23 protein-coding genes are annotated in these 24,259 nt (G+C 33.4%); 10 read left to right on the top strand and 13 right to left on the bottom strand.

The window, feature by feature from the left end:
- Positions 1-18: 18 nt before the first annotated feature.
- Positions 19-1,182 carry a M20 aminoacylase family protein gene (locus N7277_RS03645; RefSeq protein ID WP_274780390.1) on the top strand — a complete coding sequence of 388 codons (1,164 nt, stop codon included), beginning with the start codon at positions 19-21 and terminating at the stop codon, positions 1,180-1,182.
- A 108-nt stretch (positions 1,183-1,290) separates the two neighbouring features.
- Here N7277_RS03645 and sufD read toward each other — a convergent pair whose 3' ends face one another.
- Genes sufD through N7277_RS03625 form a run of 4 tightly spaced genes read right to left on the bottom strand, consistent with a single transcriptional unit; the run spans position 1,291 to position 5,150 of the window.
- A complete protein-coding gene (sufD, locus tag N7277_RS03640; protein WP_274780389.1) occupies positions 1,291-2,583 on the bottom strand; it encodes a Fe-S cluster assembly protein SufD in 1,293 nt (430 codons plus the stop codon).
- An 18-nt stretch (positions 2,584-2,601) separates the two neighbouring features.
- Positions 2,602-3,345: a Fe-S cluster assembly ATPase SufC gene (gene sufC, locus N7277_RS03635; protein WP_104793115.1), complete on the bottom strand. Its 744-nt coding sequence runs from the start codon at positions 3,343-3,345 to the stop codon at positions 2,602-2,604.
- A gap of 24 nt (positions 3,346-3,369) precedes the next feature.
- Positions 3,370-4,818 (bottom strand): Fe-S cluster assembly protein SufB, encoded by a 1,449-nt coding sequence (sufB, locus tag N7277_RS03630; protein WP_274780388.1) that lies wholly within the window; start codon positions 4,816-4,818, stop codon positions 3,370-3,372.
- Between the two features lie 2 nt (positions 4,819-4,820).
- On the bottom strand, positions 4,821-5,150 hold the full coding sequence (locus N7277_RS03625) for a HesB/IscA family protein (RefSeq protein WP_274780387.1): 330 nt from the start codon (positions 5,148-5,150) through the stop codon (positions 4,821-4,823).
- Positions 5,151-5,293: 143 nt separating this feature from the next.
- On the opposite strand from N7277_RS03625, the gene N7277_RS03620 reads away from it, so the two are divergent.
- The 3 genes from N7277_RS03620 (at position 5,294) to N7277_RS03610 (ending at position 9,026) form a co-directional block, all read left to right on the top strand.
- Entirely contained in the window at positions 5,294-6,121 is an 828-nt protein-coding gene (locus N7277_RS03620; RefSeq protein WP_274780386.1) for a GLPGLI family protein, read from the top strand.
- A gap of 78 nt (positions 6,122-6,199) precedes the next feature.
- Positions 6,200-6,571: a hypothetical protein gene (locus tag N7277_RS03615; protein WP_274780385.1), complete on the top strand. Its 372-nt coding sequence runs from the start codon at positions 6,200-6,202 to the stop codon at positions 6,569-6,571.
- Positions 6,572-6,644: 73 nt separating this feature from the next.
- Positions 6,645-9,026 carry a TonB-dependent receptor domain-containing protein gene (locus tag N7277_RS03610; RefSeq protein ID WP_274780384.1) on the top strand — a complete coding sequence of 794 codons (2,382 nt, stop codon included), beginning with the start codon at positions 6,645-6,647 and terminating at the stop codon, positions 9,024-9,026.
- Between the two features lie 54 nt (positions 9,027-9,080).
- Here N7277_RS03610 and N7277_RS03605 read toward each other — a convergent pair whose 3' ends face one another.
- Positions 9,081-9,821 carry a murein L,D-transpeptidase catalytic domain family protein gene (locus N7277_RS03605; protein WP_274780383.1) on the bottom strand — a complete coding sequence of 247 codons (741 nt, stop codon included), beginning with the start codon at positions 9,819-9,821 and terminating at the stop codon, positions 9,081-9,083.
- A 133-nt stretch (positions 9,822-9,954) separates the two neighbouring features.
- Positions 9,955-10,473 carry a peptide-methionine (R)-S-oxide reductase MsrB gene (msrB, locus tag N7277_RS03600; protein WP_274780382.1) on the bottom strand — a complete coding sequence of 173 codons (519 nt, stop codon included), beginning with the start codon at positions 10,471-10,473 and terminating at the stop codon, positions 9,955-9,957.
- Between the two features lie 96 nt (positions 10,474-10,569).
- Between msrB and N7277_RS03595 the strand changes: the two genes are divergently transcribed.
- Positions 10,570-11,814, top strand: coding sequence for a DUF445 domain-containing protein (locus N7277_RS03595; RefSeq protein ID WP_274780381.1), 1,245 nt, complete (start codon positions 10,570-10,572; stop codon positions 11,812-11,814).
- Between the two features lie 34 nt (positions 11,815-11,848).
- On the top strand, positions 11,849-12,355 hold the full coding sequence (locus N7277_RS03590; protein WP_274780380.1) for a hypothetical protein: 507 nt from the start codon (positions 11,849-11,851) through the stop codon (positions 12,353-12,355).
- A gap of 33 nt (positions 12,356-12,388) precedes the next feature.
- Here N7277_RS03590 and N7277_RS03585 read toward each other — a convergent pair whose 3' ends face one another.
- Positions 12,389-13,411 carry a quinone-dependent dihydroorotate dehydrogenase gene (locus N7277_RS03585; RefSeq protein ID WP_274780379.1) on the bottom strand — a complete coding sequence of 341 codons (1,023 nt, stop codon included), beginning with the start codon at positions 13,409-13,411 and terminating at the stop codon, positions 12,389-12,391.
- A gap of 298 nt (positions 13,412-13,709) precedes the next feature.
- Between N7277_RS03585 and N7277_RS03580 the strand changes: the two genes are divergently transcribed.
- A complete protein-coding gene (locus tag N7277_RS03580) occupies positions 13,710-15,251 on the top strand; it encodes a glycine--tRNA ligase (RefSeq protein WP_274780378.1) in 1,542 nt (513 codons plus the stop codon).
- A gap of 77 nt (positions 15,252-15,328) precedes the next feature.
- Here N7277_RS03580 and N7277_RS03575 read toward each other — a convergent pair whose 3' ends face one another.
- Positions 15,329-15,949, bottom strand: a complete 621-nt coding sequence (locus N7277_RS03575; protein WP_274780377.1) for an OmpW/AlkL family protein — start codon at positions 15,947-15,949, stop codon at positions 15,329-15,331.
- Positions 15,950-16,090: 141 nt separating this feature from the next.
- On the opposite strand from N7277_RS03575, the gene N7277_RS03570 reads away from it, so the two are divergent.
- Positions 16,091-17,245 (top strand): serine hydrolase domain-containing protein, encoded by a 1,155-nt coding sequence (locus N7277_RS03570; protein ID WP_274780376.1) that lies wholly within the window; start codon positions 16,091-16,093, stop codon positions 17,243-17,245.
- A 99-nt stretch (positions 17,246-17,344) separates the two neighbouring features.
- A complete protein-coding gene (locus tag N7277_RS03565; protein WP_274780375.1) occupies positions 17,345-18,571 on the top strand; it encodes an aminotransferase class V-fold PLP-dependent enzyme in 1,227 nt (408 codons plus the stop codon).
- A gap of 86 nt (positions 18,572-18,657) precedes the next feature.
- Here N7277_RS03565 and N7277_RS03560 read toward each other — a convergent pair whose 3' ends face one another.
- A complete protein-coding gene (locus N7277_RS03560; RefSeq protein WP_274780374.1) occupies positions 18,658-19,530 on the bottom strand; it encodes an AraC family transcriptional regulator in 873 nt (290 codons plus the stop codon).
- 169 nt (positions 19,531-19,699) lie between these two features.
- Here N7277_RS03560 and N7277_RS03555 point away from each other — a divergent pair, with 169 nt between their 5' ends.
- On the top strand, positions 19,700-20,293 hold the full coding sequence (locus N7277_RS03555; RefSeq protein WP_274780373.1) for a hypothetical protein: 594 nt from the start codon (positions 19,700-19,702) through the stop codon (positions 20,291-20,293).
- 92 nt (positions 20,294-20,385) lie between these two features.
- Here N7277_RS03555 and N7277_RS03550 read toward each other — a convergent pair whose 3' ends face one another.
- The 4 genes from N7277_RS03550 to mutL are packed head-to-tail and all read right to left on the bottom strand — an operon-like array spanning position 20,386 to position 24,259.
- Complete coding sequence (locus N7277_RS03550) at positions 20,386-20,760, bottom strand: hypothetical protein (RefSeq protein WP_274780372.1); 375 nt, start codon at positions 20,758-20,760, stop codon at positions 20,386-20,388.
- 4 nt (positions 20,761-20,764) lie between these two features.
- A complete protein-coding gene (locus tag N7277_RS03545) occupies positions 20,765-21,754 on the bottom strand; it encodes an endonuclease/exonuclease/phosphatase family protein (RefSeq protein ID WP_274780371.1) in 990 nt (329 codons plus the stop codon).
- 3 nt (positions 21,755-21,757) lie between these two features.
- Positions 21,758-22,465 carry a rhomboid family intramembrane serine protease gene (locus N7277_RS03540; RefSeq protein WP_274780370.1) on the bottom strand — a complete coding sequence of 236 codons (708 nt, stop codon included), beginning with the start codon at positions 22,463-22,465 and terminating at the stop codon, positions 21,758-21,760.
- Positions 22,466-22,480: 15 nt separating this feature from the next.
- The gene (gene mutL / locus N7277_RS03535; protein WP_274780369.1) at positions 22,481-24,259 is read right to left on the bottom strand and encodes a DNA mismatch repair endonuclease MutL; all 1,779 of its coding nucleotides are present in this window, start codon (positions 24,257-24,259) and stop codon (positions 22,481-22,483) included.

Below are 24,259 nucleotides of genomic sequence, written 5' to 3'. Positions count from 1 at the left end.
AAGTAAAAATATAAAGTTATGAGCACTGAAGTTCTCGATAAAATACAAACCACCAAAGATACTCTAGTATCATGGATGAATCATATGCACCAAATGCCAGAATTGGCAATGTGCGAAACTGAAACTGCAAAATTTATTGTAGAAAAACTGAAAGAAATTGGTGACTGGGAAATAGTAGAAGGCGTAGGTAAAACAGGTATTGTAGCATCTCTTAAGGTTGGCGACAGTCCTAAAACCATCGGTCTAAGAGCAGATTTTGACGCCCTACCAATCGTAGAAGACAATGATTTATCTTATAAAAGTAAAGTAGAAGGCAAATCACACCTTTGCGGTCATGATGCTCACACCACTATGCTTTTGGGCGCTGCAAAATATTTAGCAGAAACCAAGAATTTTAACGGAACCGTTCGTTTATTCTTCCAACCGGGAGAAGAAACAATGGAAGGAGCTCCTGCAATGATTGCAGATGGTCTTTTCGAAAAATTCCCTGTAGATTCTGTTTACGGAATGCATAATATGCCAGGATTAGAATTTGGAAAATTCTATTTCAATACTGGGAAATTTATGGCTGCAGTAGACAACTGGGAAATAGAATTAACCGGTAAAGGAAGCCACGGTTCTATGCCAGAATTAGGAATTGACCCAATTGTTTGCGGATCATCTTTAGTAATGGCGCTTCAGACTATCGTTTCTAGAAATCTTTCTCCATGGCATACTTCTGTAGTAAATGTAGGAGCTTTCCAATCAGGAATCGCAGGAAATGCCGTTCCACAGACTGCCATTCTCCGTTTAAGTATTAGAAATATGGATCCTGAAGATCGTGTAATGGTGCTAGATAAAATTAGAAAAATTACCAAAGCACAAGCTGAAGCGTTTAACTGTGGTTATGAAATTCGCGAAGGAATTCCTGGAACTGTTCTTGTAAACTCTGACGAAGAAACGCACTGGGCTTCTAACGTTGCCAAAGAAACTTTTGGCGAAGAAAACGTTTATACAGACGCTCATCCTTACATGGGAAGTGAAGATTTCGCATTTATGTTAGAGAAAAAACAAGGAACTTACTGTATGGTAGGAAATGGTGATAGCTATATGGTACACCATCCTAAATATATCTTTAATCAAGAGTTGCTGCCAATTGGAGCTAGATATTGGGTAGCACTAGTAGAAAACTACCTTAAATAATCTTTAAAATCCAATTAATTATCCGCCAGAGGAAAGCCTGAAATTTCAGTTTTTTCCTCTGGTTTTTTAATTATAAGATTTTTGAAAATAAGTCAGAAATATAAATTTCTAATCAAGATCCTCAAAAGCAATCTCTACTTCTAATTTTTCTGCTAAAAGTTTAGAAATTTTCAACTTTAAAGGCTCAATATCAATATTTTGCATCGCATCATTTGCAAAAGCGTACAATAATAAAGCCTGCGCTTCTTTTTTAGAAATTCCTCTTGCTCTTAGATAAAATAGAGCATCTTCATTCAGCTGACCAACTGTACAACCGTGAGAACATTTTACATCATCTGCAAAAATTTCTAACTGAGGTTTAGTATCAATTGTAGCGCCTTCGTCTAACAAAATATTATTATTTTGCTGATAAGCATTGGTCTTTTGAGCAATTTTATCTACAAAAACTTTCCCGTTAAAAACCCCGTGAGCTTTATCTTTGAAAACACCTTTGTAATTCTGATAAGATTCACAATTCGGTTGGTTGTGATGAACCGCTGTGTGATGATCTACCAACTGCTCTCCACCGATAATGGTAATTCCGTTCATAAACGAGTTGATGTTTTCTCCGTTATGAATGAAATCTAGATTATTTCTCACCAATTTTCCACCGAAAGAAAATGTATTTACGGTTGCCAAAGAATCTCTTTCTTGCTTTGCAAAAGTGTGATCTACCAAATAAGAAGTATCACTATCATTCTGTAATTTATGCCAATCTGCTTTTGCATTTTTACCTGCAAAAATTTCGGTTACAGAATTGGTAAACACGTAAGTTTCATCAAAATTATGATGAGACTCTATCACTTCTACTTTCGCACCTTCTTCTACTACTAATAAATTTCTAGTATTATAAAAAGTGTTCTGTTCCTGACTTTGAGAAAGATAGAACACATGAATTGGCTTTTCTATCACCACATTTTTCGGAACGTGAAGGAAGAAACCATTTTCATGAAGTGCTTCATTTAAATTACAAAAAGCTAAATCTTGATTAGCAATTGTATTCAAATGATTTTTAATAATTGCTGAATAAGATTCATGAGAAAGTGCATAATTCAATGTTAAAAACTCCGCATTTTCTACAGAAATATTAGATAATTCTTTATGTAATTTTCCATTCACAAAAACAATCCAATCAAAATGTTCTTCACCTAAGTGAAGCTCGTCTAATTGTTTTTTGCTAATAGAATGGTGCTCTGAAGCAGAAAAATTGTAATCTTTTTCTACAATTTCCTTCAGATGGGTATATTTATATTCTTCGTCTTTTTTGGTCGGAAAACCTTTGCTCAAGAATTGTTCTAAAGCCTGAAGTTTGCTCCCAGAAAGTGAAGGTTTTTGAAGTTCTACTTGTTCGAATAAACTCATTTTAATTTACAATTTTCATTATTTTACGAGCCAATCGTATCCTTTTTCTTCGAGTTCTAATGCCAAAGATTTATCCCCCGTTTTAATGATTTTACCATCTGCTAAAACGTGTACAAAATCTGGCTGAATGTAGTTTAATAATCTTTGGTAGTGAGTAATTAACAGCACTGCATTTCCTTCATTTTTGAAAGCATTTACACCATCAGCTACGATTCTTAACGCGTCAATATCCAAACCTGAATCTGTTTCGTCTAGAATAGCCAATTTAGGATTAAGCATCATCATTTGGAAGATTTCATTTCTTTTCTTTTCACCACCAGAGAAACCTTCATTAAGCGAACGAGAAAGGAAGTCTTTTTTGATTCCTAATAATTCTGATTTTTCACGAACTAAGGCCAACATTTCTTTAGCAGGCATATCCTCTAAACCATTTGCTTTTCTGGTTTCGTTAAGTGCTGCTTTGATGAAATTAGTCACCGTAACTCCCGGAATTTCAACTGGATATTGGAAAGAAAGGAAAATTCCTTTGTGCGCTCTTTCTTCAGGAGCGTCTTCTATGATATTTTCTCCTTCGAAAAGAATTTCTCCATCGGTTACTTCGTAATCTTCTTTTCCTGCAATTACAGAAGAAAGGGTAGATTTACCAGCACCATTCGGACCCATAATTGCATGAACTTCGCCTGGTTTTATTTCTAAATTAATTCCTTTCAGAATTTCTACGCCGTCTTCAATTTTGGCGTGTAAGTTATTTATTTTTAACATTTTGTATATTTTCTTATTTAAAAATTATCCTACAGAACCTTCTAATGAAATTTCTAATAATTTCTGTGCTTCAATCGCAAATTCCATTGGCAATTTATTTAGAACTTCTTTACTGAAACCATTTACAATTAGTGCAATTGCCTTTTCTGTATCGATACCTCTTTGGTTACAGTAGAAAATTTGGTCTTCACCAATTTTAGAAGTCGTAGCTTCGTGTTCTAACTGTGCAGAAGGATCTTTGATTTCGATGTATGGAAAAGTGTGCGCCCCACATTCATTTCCCATTAAAAGAGAATCACACTGAGAGAAGTTTCTCGCACCTTTAGCAGAAGGCATTACTTTAACCAAACCACGATAAGAGTTGTTCGATTTTCCTGCCGAAATGCCTTTAGAAATAATCGTAGATTTGGTGTTTTTACCAATGTGAATCATCTTGGTTCCTGTATCTGCATATTGGTGATTATTAGTCACTGCTATCGAATAAAATTCGCCCACAGAATTATCACCTTTCAAAATACAAGAAGGATATTTCCACGTTACGGCAGAGCCTGTTTCTACTTGAGTCCAAGAAATTTTAGCATTTTTCTCGCATAAACCTCTCTTCGTTACAAAGTTATAAACTCCACCTTTTCCATTTTCGTCTCCTGGGAACCAGTTTTGTACGGTAGAATATTTAATTTCTGCATTGTCCATCGCGATTAATTCTACCACTGCAGCATGCAATTGGTTTTCATCTCTTGCTGGAGCGGTACAACCTTCCAGATAAGAAACGTAACTTCCTTCATCGGCAATTACCAAAGTTCTCTCAAACTGACCAGTTCCTGCCTGATTAATTCTGAAATAAGTAGAAAGTTCCATCGGACATTTTACACCTTTTGGAATGTAGCAGAAACTTCCGTCTGAAAAAACAGCAGAATTTAAAGCTGCATAGAAATTATCACCTCTAGGAACGACTTTACCAATATATTTTTGAACCAACTCAGGATACTCTTTAATCGCTTCAGAAATAGAGCAGAAAATAATTCCTTTTTCTTTCAAAGTTGCTTGAAAAGTAGTTTTCACAGAAACCGAATCCATTACAATATCTACTGCAACTCCAGCTAAACGCTTTTGTTCTTCGATATTGATTCCCAACTTTTCGAAAGTTTTCAGTAATTCTGGGTCTACCTCGTCTAAGCTTTCCAATTCTGGTTTTACTTTTGGAGCAGCGTAATATTTAATCGCCTGAAAATTTGGTTTTTCATATTGAATATTTGCCCAATCTGGCTCTTCCATTTTTTGCCAAATCCTGAAAGATTCTAAACGCCATTCGGTCATCCAACTTGGCTCATTTTTCTTTGCAGATATCATGCGCACAATTTCTTCAGACAATCCCGTTGGAAAATCTTCGTACTCAATATCTGTATAAAAACCAGCTTCGTATTCTTTGGTTTTGAGGTCTTCCCTCAAATCATCTTCTGTATATTTTGCCATACTTATAAACTAAATGATTCCCCACAGCCACAAGTTCTTGCAGCGTTTGGATTATTAAAAACGAAACCCTTTCCATTCAAACCACCAGAATATTCTAAAGTGGTCCCAACAAGGTATAAGAATGATTTTTTATCTACAATAATCTTTACCCCATTGTCTTCAAAAACTTGGTCAGCTTCTGTTTTTTCTTTGTCGAACTTCAAAACATACTCTAATCCAGAACAGCCTCCACTCTTTACCCCAACTCTAATATAGTCAGTTTCTGGGTTGAAGCCATCTTCTTTCATTAATTGAGATGCTTTTTCTTTTGCTAAATCTGATACTTTAATCATTATTTTTATTTAGAATGATTTTAGATTGCAAAAATACTACATTTCAAATCAATATCAAATTTGTTGCGAAATATTTGTCTATGAATTTCATAGATAAATTTTAACTTTGGGAAAATTTTATCATCAAAAAAGAAAATTTATACATGAAAAAAATAGGAATATTATTTTTAGGACTCATTTCAGCACTCAGTTTTTCACAAAATACTCGTTTTGTATATCAAGTTTCTATGAAGACAGATTCTACCGCAGCTCCTAAAATAGAAAATGCATACTTAGATATCTCTAAAGAAAAATCTATTTTCTATGGCGAAAAAAGAATGAAAAGAGATTCTACCATTCGTAAAGCGATGGAAACCAGAAATTTCAATTTTGACAGAAATTCTATGGAGCAATTCAGAACTGCTATCAATTATTCCATCGAAAAAAATCACGCTACCAAAACCATTACTTACAAAGACAGAATCGCTAGAGACCAATATTGGTATGATGAAGACAGAACATTTAATTGGAAAATCTTACCCGAAACCGTAAAAATCGGTGAATACGAAACTCAAAAAGCAGAAACTACTTTTGCGGGTAGAAAATGGTTTGCTTGGTTTACACAAGACCTTCCTTTTATAGATGGGCCTTATAAATTTTCTGGACTGCCAGGATTAATCGTAAAAATAGAAGACGAAAATGGAGATTATTCTTTTGACTTAAAAGAAACCAAAAAAATTGCTGAACTCCCTGACTTCGAAAGTAGATTTGGCAATAATATTAAAGTGAAAAGAAGCGAATTCTTAAAACAGCAAGAAAAATTTTCTAAAGACCCAATGTCATTTTTCCAAAATCAAGGCGGCGGTGGCGGTTTCGGGATGAGAATGGGAGGAAACCAAAATCCACAAAATGAAGCTGAGAGAAGAAAAATGATGGAAGAAAGGCTGAAAGAAGAAGCGAAAGCCAACAATAATCCACTGGAAAAAAATTAATCACAAAAAAGTTAAACTTTGTCAAAAACTCAACAAATGTATTTTGGCAAAGTTTTTTTTTATAATTTTGCTCCTGAAATGGCAAAGCATTTAAAAATAATTGTAATGATTTTCGCATTGGGAATGTTTATCGTTCCTAATCAAATGCTCTTTGCCCAAAATACAGAAACAGCTTGTTGCACTACAGAAAAATCAGATAAAGACTGCTGTAGTTCATCGAAAAAATCGGCTCCGTGTCATGACACTTCCCAAAAATCACAATCATGCAATAGCAATTGTGCAAAATGTAACTCTTGTTCACTAAGCGTAGTGTTCATTGGCGAAGAAACGGATAAATCTTTGGGCGAAATTTCTTCGCACGCTATTTCTAATAAGGTAGAAAATTTCTACTTAGCCCCTTATTTATCTCAACTTTCTATTGCGATATGGCAACCGCCTAAAATAGGTTAAATAAAATTTTACAGCCATAACTGTGGCTTATTCTGAAAAATTATTTCAACAAAATTTATTTAACTTATTAAAAATGAAAAATATACAGAAAAGTCTTCTGACTTTACTCCTTTTATTCGTATTTCAAATTACCTTTTCACAAATCACCAAAGAAAAAGCTTTAGTAAAAGGTGAATGTGGAATGTGTAAAGCTAGAATAGAAAAAACGGCACTAAAATCTGGTGCCAAAACCGCAACTTGGTCGCCAGAAACACAAACCTTAGAAGTGGAATTTGACATTTCTAAAATTTCTTTGGATAAACTTCTGAAAAACATTGCAGATGTAGGCCACGACAACGAAAAATATAAAACAGACGAAGATACATACACTGCTTTACCAGAATGCTGTCATTATGATAGAGCCGCTAGTTTCGAAGAGGCTATCGCTGCTAAAAATTCTGAACATACAGAATCTTCTGAAAGTCATTCCGAAGAACATACTGAAGACCATTCTCAACACACCGAAAAAGAGAAAACCATAGAAGGTGTAAAACTTACCAAATATCAAGAAGCAACTACTCTCAATAAAAAAGAAGCGGGTTTGGTTTTCAATATTAATTCAAAAGAATTATTGAAAGCAGCGTGTTGTAATCTTTCTGAAAGTTTTGAAACCAATGCAACAGTAGACGTTTCTTTTTCTAACGCTATTACTGGAACCAAACAATTGAAAATGCTTGGTTTAGACCAAAAATACACCGCTCTCACCAAAGAACTTTTACCAGAAATCAGAGGATTGGCTTCTGCCTATGGTTTAAACTTCATTCCCGGTCGTTGGATTTCAGGAATTCAATTAACAAAAGGAGGAAGCACCGTAGTAAATGGTTACGAAAGCATTACAGGACAAATCAATACAGAATTTGTAAAATTCAATAAAGAACCAGAAAATTCTGTGAATCTTTTTGCAGATTTTAATGGAAGATACGAAGCGAACATTGTTTCTACTTCTAAACTAAATGAAAAATGGGGACAATCTATTTTACTGCACGGAAATGCAACCGTGGGCGAAATGGATGATAACAATGACACCTTCCTTGACAGACCAAAAGGAAATCAAATCAATGCAGCCTATTTATTGGATTACAATGATTTAGAAAACTCCGGTTTTGGTTCACATTTTGGGATTCAATATTTAGTAGACAAAAGAATTGCAGGACAAGTTGGTTTTGATGAAAAACTCCCGCAAATTTCACAGAATAAATATGGCGTAAATATTGACATCAATCGTTTTCAAGTTTGGAACAAGACCGGTTATATTTTCAAAGGAAAACCTTACCAAAGCATCGGTTTGATGAACCAATTTACGTATCATAAACAAAACAGCTTTTTTGGTCTTAGAAATTATTTTGGAGAACAGAAAACCTATTATTCTAACTTAATTTTTGAATCTATTTTTGGGAATACCAATCATAAATATAAAACTGGAGCAAGTTTTTTATATGATGATTATAATGAAGATTATTTAGCTCAAAATTTCCAAAGAACAGAAACCGTTCCTGGGTTGTTTTTTGAATATACTTTAACAGGGCTTAAATACACTTTGGTAGCGGGTTCGCGTGTAGATTTTCACAATTTAGCAGGAACTCAATTCACGCCGAGAATTAATTTCAAATATGACTTTTCGCCAAAAACCATTTTGAGACTTTCTGCTGGAAAAGGCTTTAGAACAGCCAATATTTTTGCAGAAAACCAACAGTTTTTTGCATCAAACAGAAGTGTAGAAATTTCACAAAACGGAGGGAAAACATACGGTCTAAAACCAGAAATCGCTTGGAATTATGGAGCAAGCCTACAACAAGATTTCAAACTTTTTGGCAAAAAAGCAAGTTGGATTACAGATTTCTTCAGAACAGATTTCCAAAATCAAGTTTTAGTAGATTTAGAAAATCCACAGAAAATCGTTTTCTATAATTTAGACGGAAAATCATTTGCCAATTCACTTCAAACACAATTAGACTTTAGCGTGGCAAAAAATCTAGATTTCAGAGTAGCGTACAAGTATTATGATGTACAAGCAGATTTTGCTAGCGGAAGAAAAGAAATTCCTTTCATGGCGAAAAACAGGGGATTTTTTAATGCAGCTTATAGCACTAAAAAAGAAGGAAAAGATGCTTTTTGGACCTTTGATACAACCGTTCAATACGTAGGGAAACAGAGAATTCCGAATACCGCTTCTAATCCAACCCATTTACAGTTACCAGAATTTTCTGATGCTTATATGACTTGGAACGCTCAAATTGCTCACAATTTCAATAAAAACATCAGAGCGTATTTCGGTGGCGAAAACCTGACTGGAACTCGACAAAAAAATCCGATTGTAGATGCACAAAATCCTTTCGGGAATTATTTTGACGGAGGAATGGTTTATGCGCCCATCATGCCTGCCAATTTTTATGTGGGATTTGATGTAAATTTTTAAACAAATAAAAAAGGATTTCAAAATTTTGAAATCCTTTTTCTTTTATATCAATTATTAAGCATTTAGCCACACTGAAGATGAAAGATAATTTTCGTCTGGATAATAAATAAATATTACGTTTTTATCTTTAATCGTATTGATAATTGGTTTTGCTAATGCTGTCGGAACAGCTGGGCAACCCCAACTTCTACCAATTCTACGCTGAGTTTTTATAAAATCTTCACTCACGTAATCTGCTCCATGCATCACTATTGCACGATGTAAAGCTCGGTCATTAAAGCCTTTATCCATTCCGTGAAGCTTTAGTGAAAAACCATTACTTCCGTTATAAGTAGACTCTGTAACGTAAAAACCAAGGCTACTTTGAAGAGAGCTTTCTGTATTCGAAAATTTTCTGGCAAATTCTTCACCCGTGTTTTTTCCGTGCGCTACCAGAGAATTAAACAATATTTTTTTATCATTTAAATCTATTACCCAAAGTCTTTTTTGAGTAGACGAAAGTGAAAAGTCACAAACAGTTAAAAGATGACTGTCTTCATCTATTTTCCCTGCTTTTTTTAAATTATTGAAACCTATAACTGCTTTTTCAAAAACATCTAATTCAAGTTTATTGGAGTTGTTGAATTCTATAGCATTGTATAAAGTTTCAGCTTCACTAAGTTCTGTTGTTTTAACAGAATTATTTTCAACTTTAGTTGATAAGGGTTTTTTAGAATTAACTTCTGAGTTTGGTTTTTTGTAAAATGACATGGCAATAATCAATATTGCTGTCAATACTATTAATAATTTCTTCATCAATTTCGGGGTTTGGTATTTTTAGTCGGGCAAAAATACAAAACACTAAAAGCCAATACGTTAAATTAAAATTAATTAACTTTTATTTAACTCTATTTAACATAATATATAGAGATTGGAAATTATAGAAATGCTACTTTTTATCAGAATCTCTCTGAAAATCTAGACTTACAGAGTTCATACAATAACGCATTCCTGTAGGTTCTGGACCGTCATTAAAAACGTGACCGAGATGCGAATCACAACGCTTGCAAAGCACTTCTATTCTTTCCATGCCGTGAGAAGAATCTCTCTTGTAAGAAACGCCTTCTTTATCTGCTTCGAAGAAACTTGGCCAGCCACAAGTAGATGCAAACTTAGAAGAACTTCTGAATAAATGATTGCCGCAAACCGCACAATAATACTCCCCTAATTCGTCAAAATCATTGTATTTGCCAGTAAAAGGACGCTCCGTATCTGCTTCTCTCGCTACATAATATAAATCTGTAGGAAGAATTTTTTTCCATTCTGCATTAGAAACATTCAGTTTCGTTTTATCTGTTCTAGAATAATATGGGTTTTTGACGGTTTGATTTTCCATTGACTTTGGTTTTTGTACTTGTGAGCAAAATTGCAAAGAAATTAAACTTAAAAGAAAAAACAAGTTTTTCATTTTTTTAAAATTTTATAATAAAGTTTGGTAAAAATAGAAAGAAAAGAATTTTTAGGATTCGTATCTTTATAAAAAATTTCGATAATCATTATTGAGATGAATGAAGAAATAAAAAAACGCCAACTCAGAAATCATAAAATGCTCGCAACTGGACTTTTCGTTTTGATGACTTGTATTTTTTTGACGATGACTTATCTTCAGAAATATCAAAATTTCGGACATTGGGTAGGTTATGTAAAAGCCTTCTCCGAAGCAGCGATGGTGGGCGCATTGGCAGATTGGTTTGCCGTGACAGCACTTTTTCATCATCCACTTGGATTAAAAATTCCGCACACCAATTTAATTGAACAATCCAAAGAAAGAATAGGCGATAATCTGGGAAATTTTGTGGTTACTAATTTTCTTTCGCCGCAAAATATAAGACCTTACATACAGAATTTGAAGGTTTCTCATTTCATTGGAGAATGGCTTCAGAAAGAGAAAAACGCCTCTGCTTTGGTGAAAAATTTATCAGAAATCGTACTGGATATTCTCAATAAATTAGAAGATGACGCTGTGGTAAATTTTATCAGCAAAAAAGCGAAAGAAATGACGGGAGATATTAAAATCAACCAAATTTTAGGAAATGGAATGGAATATCTTCTCGAAAAAAATGACCATCAAAAACTCATTACCAGTCTTTCTGCGCAAATCAAAAACTATATTCTGGAACACCACGAAATGGTGAGAGAACGTGTAAAGAAGGAAAGTTTTACACTTATCCCAAGTTTTGTAGATGATAAAATCGCTGAGAAAATCACTTCTGGACTTTCTAAATATTTTGAGGAAGTAGAGCAAGACCCCAACCATGCTTTGAGAAAAGAAATCACTCAAAAATTATTCGATTTTTCTTCTGAAATCAAAATCAATCCTCAATACGAACAAGAACTCAATGCGATGAAAGATGATTTTCTGCAACCAGAAAAAATTCATCAATATTCCCATGATATTTGGGTTTCTTTGAAAAAAACATTGACGGAAGAATTGACCCAAGAACATTCTTCGCTCAAAAATTACCTTCACAAAAACATTGCTGAATTTTCTGAAAACCTAAGAACAGACGAAAAACTACAGCATAAAATTGACCATTGGGTAAGAGTTACTGCTTATAAATACATCTTGCGAAACACCAATAAATTTGGTGATTTAATTGCAGATACTGTAGGAAACTGGCAAGGAAAAGAACTCTCCGAAAAGCTAGAATTAGAAGTAGGGAAAGACTTACAATTTATTAGAATTAATGGGACTTTAGTTGGCGGCTTAGTTGGTTTGTTAATTTACAGTATTTCGCAGTTGATATAGACTTGCTAAATTAGAACAATCAAAACTATTATTCATGAGAAAACTATTTACCTTATTTACTTTAGTCCTTATTCAATTTATTTTTTCGCAAGAAAACACTTTTACAAATCAAACTCAAAAAATTTCTCTTTCCGAAAATGGGAATTTCTTTATTTACAATAACCAAACCTATGGTTTAAAACATTATAATATTATTTTTAAAAATGAAGAAGCTAAAAGCATTTTAACAAGTGCTAGAGCAAATAAATCTATAGGAAATGTTCTAGGATTCACTGGCGGATTTTTAATGGGATTTGGTTTTATCATGGGGATTTCAGGAAGCAATGACCCAAACATAGACCAAGATTCTTATAAAAATGCTGGTTGGAGTGTTTTTGGTATAGGAGCTGGAGTAACCTTACTATCCCTACCTTTTTCGCTGAGTGTAAAATCTAAACTGAAAAAAGCTGTAGAGATAGAAAACGGTGAAAAAACTGCTTTTAATCCCTATTTTAAATTTCAATCGACAGGAAATGGAATTGCCTTAAGTTATCATTTCTAAAAAATAAAAAACAGAGCCGTTAACTCTGTTTTTTTATGATTTTTCTAAAATCTTCTTATTAATCTGATTCATCAATCCCGGACCTTCGTAAATAAATCCTGTGTAAATCTGCACCAAACTTGCACCTGCTTCTAATTTTTCGATGGCATCTTCAGCACTGTGAATTCCGCCCACGCCGATGATTGGGAAGGAACGGTTAGACTTCTCTGCCAAATACCTGATGACTTCTGTGCTTTTTTCACGGATTGGTTTCCCCGAAAGTCCGCCGTTTCCAATTTTTTCTAAAGTTTCTTTTGGCATTTTTAAGTTATCTCTTGAAACAGAAGTATTGGTGGCGATAATTCCATCAATTTTGGTTTCTGCAACCAATTCTACGATTTCATCGAGTTGAATTTTATTGAGATCTGGAGCAATTTTCAGAAGAACAGGCTTTGGATGAGCATATTCAGCATTCACTTTTTGAACTTCTGTAATCAGTTCCTTTAAATATTCTGCGTCTTCTAACTTGGCGTGACTAGAAACATTCGGGCAGCTTACATTCAGTACAAAATAATCTACATAATCGTGCAAACCTCGGAAACATTCTACATAATCTGCAGTATAGTTTTCTGGTAGAGTGTCTGTGTTTTTACCAATATTTCCACCAATGATAATCTGGTGCTTTTCTCTTTTAAGGTTTTTTACAATTTGCTCTAAACCTGCATTATTAAAGCCCATTCTATTAATAATTCCTTCATCTTCTATCAATCTAAAAAGACGTTTTTTCGGATTACCAGATTGTGCTTTTGGTGTTACTGTTCCTATTTCTACAAATCCGAATCCTAAATCTGCTAATTCATTAAAAAGAACTGCATTTTTATCAAAACCCGCAGCTAGACCTACTGGATTTTTGAATTTCAAGCCGAATAATTCACGTTCGAGACGTTTATCTTCGATAGGTTTTGGGAAAAATAATCTGGTTAAGAAACCGAAATTTTTGAGGACAAAAAAGGTGAAATGATGAACTTTTTCAGGATCAAATTTGAAAAAAATCGGACGAAGAAGTGATTTGTACATTTTGAAAAAAGGTTTTACAAATTTACGTTTTTTTTAAACGCAAAAAGCACAAAAGCTTTTGACTTTTTAAATATTAAAATAAAATCTCTCGCTGATTGGGTTTTTGGGAATGTAAGAAAAACCAAAACGAAGTTTCTAGCCCCGATGGAGCGATTTGTTTGAGCGCATCCCGATTTGTCGGGATTGCGAGTCGCGAAAGCGGGACTCAAATTTCAAAGAATACACAAAACAGGTTGCTCCTGAAAAAAAGCAAAAAATTGCTACAAATTCCCTATTTTTGCAATTCAATTCAAAAGTTATGGCAAAACAAGAAGACGTTTTCAAGAAGGTAGTTTCTCACGCAAAAGAATATGGTTTTATTTTCCCGAGTTCTGAAATTTATGATGGACTTTCGGCAGTATATGATTATGCACAAAATGGTGTAGAACTGAAAAATAATATCAAACAATATTGGTGGAAAGCAATGGTGCAACTGAACGAGAATATTGTAGGATTGGATTCTGCAATCCTAATGCACCCAACTACTTGGAAGGCTTCTGGACACGTGGATGCTTTTAACGACCCATTGATTGACAATAAAGATTCTAAAAAACGTTTCCGTGCAGATGTTTTGATTGAAGATTATTGTGCAAAACTAGAAGATAAAGCACAAAAAGAAATCGAAAAAGCGGCAAAAAGATTTGGTGATGCTTTTGATAAAGCACAATTTGAGTCTACCAACCCTAGAGTTATAGAATACAGAGAAAAACAAAAAACCATTCTTGCAAGAATGGCAAAATCTTTGGAAAATAATGATTTGGCAGATGTAAAAGCACTCATTGAAGAATTAGAAATTGCTGATCCTGACACAGGTTCTAAAAACTGGACAGATGTAAGACAGTTTAACCTTATGTTCGGGACTAAGTTAGGAGCGTCTGCAGAAAGTGCGATGGATTTATACTTGAGACCAGAAACCGCACAAGGTATTTTTGTGAATTTCTTAAATGTACAGAAAACTTCTCGTCATAAATTGCCTTTCGGAATTGCACAAATTGGTAAAGCATTTAGAAATGAGATTGTTGCAAGACAATTCATCTTCAGAATGAGAGAATTTGAACAAATGGAAATGCAATTCTTTGTACCACCAGGAACGGAATTGAAATTCTATGAAGAATGGAAACAAAAACGTCTCAACTGGCATTTGGCGCTTGGGCTAGGACAAGAAAATTATAAATTCCATGACCACGAAAAATTAGCGCACTACGCTAATGCTGCTGCTGATATTGAGTTTAAATTCCCATTCGGTTTCAAAGAATTAGAAGGAATTCACTCAAGAACTGACTTCGATTTATCTGCACACGAGCAACATTCTGGTAGAAAACTACAATATTTCGACCCAGAAAGAAATGAAAGCTATGTGCCTTACGTAGTAGAAACTTCTATCGGTTTAGACAGAATGTTCTTAGCATTATTCTCTCATTGTTTGAAAGACGAAGTGCTAGAAGATGGTTCAGAGAGAACAGTTTTATCACTTCCGCCTGCTTTAGCACCTGTAAAAGCAGCGATTTTGCCATTAGTGAAAAAAGATGGATTGCCAGAATTCGCAGAAAAAATATTCAATGATTTGAAATATGATTTCAATGTTATTTCTGAAGAAAAAGACAGTATCGGTAAGCGTTACAGAAGACAAGACGCCATCGGAACGCCTTTCTGTATTACAATAGACCACGATTCTTTAGCAGACGGAACGGTAACTTTAAGAGAAAGAGATACCATGAAGCAAGAGCGTGTGAAAGTAGAAGATTTACGCAGAATTATTGATGAAAAAGTAAATTTCAGAACATTACTTTCTAAGATTTAATTCTTTCAAAAAATATTAAAACAAAATCCCGAAGAAAATTCTTAGGGATTTTTCATAATTTAGTTTATAGTGAAATATTAGAATTTCATTCCTACACCAAAGCCAATTAAAAGTGGATCGATGTTTACTTTAGCTGGTACACTTGTAGCACCTGGAACTGCATTAGAAGCGTCTACATCTACATCTGTTTTCAAGAAAAGTTTTTTAATATCTATGTTTAAGAAATACTTATCAGTTAACATATAATCTACCCCTCCTTGCAATGCAAAACCTAAAGCATTATCATATTTCACATCTTTTACAGCGCCAGATTTTACTCCGTAAAAAATAGTATAATTAAGACCTGCTCCTAGATAAGGTTTAAAAGTTTTAGTTGGATAAAAATGATACTGTAAAGTAAGAGTTGGTGGCAATAACCAAACACTTCCTAAGTCTACATCTCCTAGAGCAGATTTTTCATCTACTACATCGTGTTTTGTAGTTCCTAAGATTAATTCTGCGGCAAAATTTTTGTTAAAGAAATAAGTAAAATCTAACTCTGGAATAAATGAATTAGAGATATTAACATCTCCTCCAATTGCGCTCACCTCAGATTTTTCGTTTGGCTGAACTGCTACACCTCTTAATCTTACTTGCCAATTTTGTGCACTTACGCTTACGGTAAATAGTATTCCCGCTAAAAATAAAAGTTTTCTCATTGTTATTTTTTGTTTGTTATGGCGGCTAAGATATTATTTTAGGAAAAACGCCCAAAATGATTTATATCACTGAGTTTTATCATATTTTTAGCGAATATAATTTTGCTTTAAAATATTTTTTAAATTTGAAAAAAATGATTTATGAAAACTCTTAAGAACCTCTTTTTTGGAATTCTACTTTTTTTAGCAACAGTAATTGCTCTGGCTTATGCTTTTAATTATCAACATCTTTTTAATGCCATTGCACTTACTTATCTCAAAGGAGAAACCAGCGCTACCATAGATGATGGTGTAGATTTTCCGTCTAGAAACATAGAAAAAGGAGTTGCACAACCTTGGCAAAAAGATTCGTTATACAATAAAACTTCTTTACCGAAAAACATCGTTGACAATTTAAAATCTACCAATTCAGCTTCATTTTTGGTGATAAAAGATGGAAAATTAGTCCATGAAGAATATTTCGGAGAATACAAACCTACCACACAAACCAATTCTTTTTCTATGGCAAAAGCCATCACCGTTTTATTAATGGGATTGGCAATAGAAGACCACAAAATACAATCAGAAAATCAAAAGTTTACTGATTTTTACCCCAATTTTAACGAAGTAGAACATGGTAATGAGTTAACCTTAAGAGATTTAGCCGCAATGGAAGCTGGCTATTATTGGGATGAAGATTACAGAAACCCCTTTTTACAGAATCCTAGAATCTATTACGGTAAAAACATGGCAGAAGCACTCTTAAAATCTCCTCAGTTTGAGGCAAAACCAGGAAGCAGATTTGAATATCAATCTGGAGCTACGCAATTATTGGGATTTGCCATTAGAAAGGCGGTTAATGTTCCGCTTTCTACTTATGCTTCTCAAAAACTTTGGAAACCTCTAGGAATGGAATCAGACGCTTACTGGAATGTAGATGAAGACAATAAAATGGAAAAAACGTTCTGCTGTATCAATGCTATCCCTCGTGATTATGCAAAATTAGGACAATTGATGCTTCAAAAAGGTAATTGGAACGGAAAGCAACTGATTGATTCTACCTACATTCAAAAAATGATTACTCCAACTCAACATTCTAATGGAATCTATGGTTTGGGAATTTGGATTAATAATGATGCGCCTTATAAGTATTATCATTTCTGGGGATTTACTAGCCAATTAATCATCGTAATTCCTGAAAAAAATATGGTAGTGGTAAGAACTGGGAAGTTTAACAATGAAGCCAAAGACGAAAAAGGCCGTTCTGTACAAGCTGCATTTTTAGCCGAAAATGCTGTGAAAACGTTTGCCAATTAAAGCAATAGAAGAAATTATTAGAATTTTTAATAATTAATTCCGTAATTTTGAACCATTCTAAACAAGTTTTAGAGTGGTTTTATTTTTAATCTAAAGAAAATGTTTAATATACAAGACATACGCAATCAGTTTCCTATTCTTCAGCAGCAAGTTAATGGTAAACCATTGGTTTATTTAGACAATGCAGCTTCTTCACAAAAACCTGTTTCTGTACTTGAAACTTGGAAAAGATATTATGAAGAAATCAATGCCAATGTACACAGAGGAATTCACACTTTGTCTCAATTGGCAACAGAAGAAATGGAAAATTCCAGAAAAAAAGTACAACATTTCATTAATGCAAAACATGATTATGAGGTAATTTTTACCAGAGGAACCACAGAAAGCATCAATTTAGTTGCCTATGCTTTGGGAAATTCTAATTTCTTAAAAAAAGATGACGAAATCATCATCGGTTATTTAGAACATCACTCCAATATTGTTCCTTGGCAAATGCTTTGCGAAAGAACTGGCGCAAAATTGAAAGTTATTCCGATGGACGAAAACGGAATTCTTAAACTGGATTTTTTAGATGAAAACTTATCCGAAAAAACTAAAATCGTATCTGTAAATCACGTTTCTAACGCATTAGGAATCATCAATCCTATTGAAGAAATCATCACAAAAGTGAGAAAAAATTCTTCTGCACTCATGATGATTGATGGAGCGCAATCTGTTCCACATTTCGAGATTGATGTTCAAAAATTAGACTGCGACTTTTTTGCATTTTCTGGTCACAAAATGTACGCACCAATGGGCGTAGGAATTCTCTACGGAAAAGAAGAAATTTTAGAAAAATTAGCGCCTTTTCATGGTGGTGGTGAGATGATTGCTACTTGTAGTTTTGAGAAAACCACTTATGCTGCACTTCCCTTTAAATTCGAGGCGGGAACACCTAATGTTGGCGGAAATATTGCAATAGGAGCAGCCATAGATTTTATGAAAAAAGTAGGCGTAGAAAATATCAGAAATCATGAAAATGAACTACTAAATTATGCTCAAAAAAGACTTCTAGAAATAGATGGACTCAAAATTTATGGTGAAAAAGCGAATAGAACCAGTGTAGTTTCTTTTAATTTAGAAGGAATAGGAATTGCTTCGGATGTTGGAATGATTCTGGATAAACTGGGAATTGCTGTAAGAACGGGGCATCATTGTACTCAGCCTATTATGGAATTTTTCAAGATTGCAGGAACCGTAAGAGCGAGTTTTGCAGTGTACAATACCTTAGAAGAAGTAGATGCTTTAGTAGAAGGGGTAAAAAAAGCTCAAAGAATGCTGATGTAAATTTTAAAAATTTCAAAATTGAACTGATATAAATAAAAACTCCCGAAAATTGATATTCGGGAGTTTTTTATTGCTTCTAAAAGTTATTATTCAATAATATTTTTAAACTCTTTTCGGTATTGAGATGGGCTTTTCTGCGTATATTCTTTAAAGGTTTTATTGAAATAACTAAAGTTATTAAATCCGCTTTCATAACATATCTCGTTAATGCTCAAAGGCTTCTCCGCCAATAACTTCATAGAATGAATGATGCGATATTCATTCACAAACTGTGTAAACGTTTTATTGGTAATTTTTTTAAAATATCTGCAAAAGGAAGGCTCCGTCATATTGGCGAGATTTGCTACCTCTTCTAAAGTAATTTGCTCTTTGAATTTATTTTTTACGTGATTGAAAATGAGGTTAATTCTCTCATTATCTTCCACTTGAGTTTGGATATAGAAATTTCCAGCATTTAAAATTTTGAAATCATCGGTATTGGCAAGAACATTTAAAATGTCTAAAAATTTAATCAATTTGTCTAATGAAGTCGCCTCATACATTTCTAAAATTTTACTTTCTAAAAATTTTTTAACAGATTCACCAAACACAATTCCACCTTTTGAAGCATCTAATAAATTCGTAATCTTCTTCATTTCAGGTGTTTTCCAAATATGAGCTCCTAAAAAATCTGGCAAAAACTGAACTACAATTTCGTACTCATTTCTGGTATTTTCATTGGTTAAACCACAATGCGGCAAATTACTGCCTATTAAAACCAAATCTCCCTTAGTAAAATAAGAAATGGTGCTACCAATTTGTCTTTTTCCTGAACCTCCACCTACAAAAACCAATTCTATTTCTGGGTGGTAGTGCCAAAAATTAGATTTTAAATTTTCATTTTGAAGGAATTTGAAACAAGAAAAACTACTTCCAATATTGGGGTTAACTGCTTCATATGTAGGACTTGACTGCTTCATTTTGTTGTATTTCGAGAAACAAATATACTATTTTATCTTTAAATTAATGTTAATTTTGTATTAATGTTAAAATAGAACATATATAAGAAAATTATCTTGTAAAATAACCCAAATTTCAGGTCTAGATTTGCATTGTACTTAATTGACTAACACACTAACAATTATCATTATGAAAAATTTATTAAAATTCAGCTTCCTTATAGGATTTCTATTTATTTCGGCTAATGTAATGGCCAATGACAAAGATTTTTCCATCTCTATTGACAACATCAGTGCAAAAAAACTAAGCTTTCAAATGACGAATGCAAAGAATGTAGCGCTATATGTTTACAATGACAAGAAAGGAGAACTTTTTGCTGAAAAAGTGAAAAAATATGATGAGGTTTCTAGAACGTATGATTTTAAAAATTTCCCTGCTGGAAATTATTATCTAGTAGCAGAATCTGATTCTAAAATCGAAAAATATAAAATTACTATTGACAAAAACAATGCTTCAATAGAGAAAACACCTGTTTCAGAAATTTTCAAGCCAGAATACACCATCGAAGGTAATCATGTAAAACTTTTGATGCCTAAATTAACTGATGGAGTAACAGTTTCTGTTCAAGATTTAACAAATACTGTTTATTATAACCAAACCCTAGCTCCAAACAATGGAGAACTGATTGTACAATTTGATTTAAACCCAGAAAATGCAGATGCTTACATAATCAGTGTAGAAAAAGGCGATAACACCTTCAATAAAATCATATATCTAAAATAAAATTTAGGGTTAATATTTTCACATCACATCAAAAAAAGTCTCATTTTATGAGACTTTTTGTTTTTTAAAGAACTAAAAATTACAGAAAAGAACTATTCTTTTTCTGAAGTAATTAATTCATCTACTTTTTTTTCTTGCTGAGCTTTTTCTTTTTCTGCATTTTTAGCAGCGCTTTGCTCCGCTATTTTTTTCTCTAATTCAGATTTCTTTTTTTGTTCTATTTTTTTCTTTTCTTCGGCTAATTTCTGTTCGGGAGTTTTAGCAGTATCTTGTTTTAAAACAGGTGCTTTTTTAGCATCTTCTATAGCAGAATTCACTACCGAAAAAGAAGTTTGCCCCACTACAGAATCTACCAAAGTTGTATCAATAGGAGAATTATCTTCTGCGTAATATTGTTCTCCCTCTTTGTTGTTTTTCCAACAAGAAAGCAATATAAAACTGGCTAATAAAAAGGCTATTTTCTTCATATTCTTAATCCTTTAAATTAAATTTCACTAAAACAGGATAATGGTCTGATAATTTTTGGTTCCGGTCTACTTTGTAATAGGTTGATTTCAAATTCTCCGAAGAAAATACATAATCTATTCTGATAGGAATTTTATAATCATGAAAACTGGTGGCAAGGCCTGTACCTGACTCTAAAAAACAGTCTTTCAAAACTTCTGAAATGGTATAATACTCATATGAATTAGGAACCGAGTTAAAATCTCCAGCCAAGATAACAGGATAAGGAGACTTTTTTACAAAATTTTTCAAAATTTGTACTTGCTCTTCGTGTGTTTTAAAAACCGGAATAAATCTACGCACGAGACTTTTGGCTTTGGCTCCGTTCTCCTCTAAATCATCTGTAGGTTTTACCATAGATTTATGCAGCTGAAATGGTTCTAAATAAACATTTACAAAGCGTATTCTTTTTCCCTTGACTATTACATCTGCATAGATGGCATCTCCATTATTCACAAAAGCAATAGGTCCTTTTTCTATAATTTCATATTTAGAATAAAAACTGATGATAGGATTGTGAAAAGAATATTTCATTTCTCCTAGAATAGGATTTCCCGATTGAGAATAGCCCGCTTCTTGTAGAAAAACAAAATCTGCCTCGAAAGAATTAATATAACTTTCCACCTCTTCTTTTCCGTATTCATTTACTTTATTATTAAACGTGAGGACTTTAAAATCTTCCTTTACATTTTTCTGTTCAGAATAATTAATCCATCTTCTTACAGGGGTTAAAAATAATGTAGAAATCAGCAGAAAAATAAAAGCTCTTTTACGCCAAGAAAATATCCAGAAAAAACAGAGTAACAAATTGGCAATCATTAAAATAGGAAATGCCAATGATAATAAATTGAGTAGAGAAAATACTTTTGGTGGGATATAAGCATTAAGCATTGTTGCTCCTAAAAGCAATACAATTACTACATGAGCAACGGTAAAAATACTTCTGAAAATCCCCACTGATTAATTAATTCTATATCTGTTTCTACCCCAAATTTTCACTAAAATATACCCCACTAAAGCGCCGCCAATATGTGCAAAATGTGCAATATTTCCTCCACTTCCTGAAAACCCTAAATACAGAGAAACAATAATAGCAATAGGAAATAAAACCTTTGCTTTAATCGGAAATGGAATAAACATAATCATCATTTCTGCGTTAGGATACAACAAAGAAAACGCAGCAATTACACCGAAAATAGCTCCAGAAGCACCAACCATAGGTGTAGAAAGTATGTTTACTATATTCTGTGCATTCCCTTCTAATCTTACTGGAAATTTTCCAAAATCACCCTTCAAAATATCCGAAAATTGTAAACCTTCTACAATAAGTGGCTGAGCATCTTTGTATAACTGATAATATTCCCAAAGATTAAAAAGCACAAAAGCACCTAAACCAGAAAGAAAATATAAAATAACAAATTTCTTTTCTCCTAAAAACCTCTCTAAAACTGGCCCAAAACTCGCGAAAGTAAGCATATTAAAAGCAATGTGCATAAAACCTCCATGCATAAACATATGTGTAATAATCTGCCAAGATTTAAAATAAGGAGATGTAGGGAAAAAAGCCGCTAGATATTGATAAGATTGCGGAATAAGCATCGATAGAATGAAAATAATCACATTCAGGATGATAATATTTTTGGTGATGGGTGTTATATTTTGAAACATATTGATTTTAATGTGTTAAAATTTATTTTTTAATTCTTCTGTAGGAACTTCTACAAAGGTTCTGTTACCCTTTGGTGTAAATTCTGGGAAACCTAGCTTAATAAAATCCTTCAAAATTTGTTCCACTTCGGTTTTATATAGAAAGTCAAACTTAGATTTCGCATTGGTTCTAATCCATTGATTATTATAATTTTCTAAAAATTCTTCTTCGGTTTTGTATTCTAAAATTTCGAAAAGATTTTCTAAAAACTTAATTACTTGAGATTCTTTCACATCTTCGGGCACTGCATTTATTCTCAGCACATTATCTTCTGCAAGAACTATATCAAAACCTAAATCTGGCAAGTATTTTTTTATCGAACGAAACTTATTTTTTTCGATTTCATTTAAATGATACTCTAAAGAAAACAGCAAACTTTGACTTTTCTTATTTTTAGAAACAATTTTACGGTTTTCAGCTAAGACAATTTGGTGAATTCTTCCCAAATCGAGCATCAAAGTTCTGTGGTCTTTATTGAAAAGCCAATATCCATTTGGCAGTCTGAGTAAATCTTCTTCTAAATCCTCATCTTCTTCATCAAAAAGGTTAATTTTAGATGGCAAAGCTGATGATTCTTGTTGATACATTTCAGTAAGATTTACCATAGCAGTATCATTAATTTTAGAAGGAATTTGATCTTTAAACGGATTAAAATTTCTGTCGATATGAATTCCTGGCGCGTTATAACTTTTCGCAGCATCTACTTTTGGTGGAAAAAATGAATCCATTTGTTCATTTCGCTCAAAATCTAAACTTGGCGCTACATTATAAATTCCCAAAGATTTTTTAATCGTAGAACGAATCAATGCAAAAATGAGATTCTCATCTTCAAATTTTACCTCTGTTTTTTGCGGATGTATGTTGACATCTATTTTTTCTGGGTCAAGTTCCAAATACAAGAAAAAACTAGGGCTGTAATTGCTTTGCAGTAGTCCTTCAAAAGCTTCTTGAACCGCTCTGTTTAAGTACGGGCTTCTAAAATATCTTCCATTGACAAAGAAAAACTGTTCGCCTCTAGATTTTTTAGCTGCTTCTGGTTTTCCCACGAAACCATTGAGTTTTACCCAACCTAAATCTTCTTTGATAGGAACCAAAAGTGGATGCAATTTTCTGCCGAAGATATCTACAATTCTCTGCATTTGGCTCCCTTTTCTGAGGTTAAAAATCACCTCATCATTATGATGGAGCGAAAACTCTAAATTTTCGTGAGCCAAAGCTACTCTTTGGAATTCATCTATGATATGTCTGAATTCTATATTGTTGGATTTCAGAAATTTTCTACGCGCTGGAACATTAAAAAACAGATTTTTCACCGAAAACACAGCACCTTCTGTGGTCTGTGCAGGCTCCTGAAATTGTAATTCTCCGCCTTCTATGTAGATAACGGTTCCTATTTCTGCGTCTTGTTTTTTGGTTTTGAGTTCTACCTGAGCTACCGCAGCAATAGAAGCCAATGCTTCACCACGAAAACCTTTGGTAGCGATATGAAAAATATCTTCTGTAGTTCTAATTTTAGAGGTAGCGTGTCTTTCGAACGCCATTCTAGCATCGGTTTCAGACATTCCGCTTCCGTTATCTGCTACTTTTATGAGATTTCTTCCCGCTTCTTCTACAATCAGTTCTATTTTAGTAGCACCAGCATCTATAGCGTTTTCTAGTAATTCCTTAACAATAGAAGCAGGTCTCTGCACTACTTCTCCTGCAGCAATCTGATTGGCAACATGATCTGGTAAAAGTTGAATAATATCTGACAT

Origin of the sequence: Cloacibacterium sp. TD35 (assembly GCF_028864635.1) — a bacterium.
Lineage (GTDB): Bacteria > Bacteroidota > Bacteroidia > Flavobacteriales > Weeksellaceae > Cloacibacterium.
This window is presented reverse-complemented; position numbering and strand designations above follow the sequence as displayed.